The following is a 363-nucleotide window of genomic DNA, read 5'->3' as shown; positions in this document are numbered from 1 at the left end:
GGAGGAGAATAGAGATACTCTTGCTAATCATCCCTGAGATACTCTTGCTAATCATCCCTGAAGTGTTTCTGCTAATCAACCGAAATATCCCTGCTAATCCAGTCTGTCATAGTGACACTTTGTATTTTTAATCGCCTGAGAATGCGATATTTCCGCCCGATGACAGGGACGGTTGGAAATACGCGAACGAAAATCAGTTAAGTATCAGACAGATAGAGAGATATCGAAATACTTACATTTATTCTGGAACAAAATATCTCCTGAAAATTCAGAGATAAGGGAAGAACCGGGCAGGATAAGCCAACTACTTACAGGTAACAAGTCAATTACTTATAGGTAATTAGTGATCTACTTATAGATAGT

Origin of the sequence: Bacteroides sp. UBA939 (assembly GCF_002293435.1) — a bacterium.
GTDB lineage: Bacteria > Bacteroidota > Bacteroidia > Bacteroidales > Bacteroidaceae > Bacteroides.
This window is presented reverse-complemented; position numbering follows the sequence as displayed.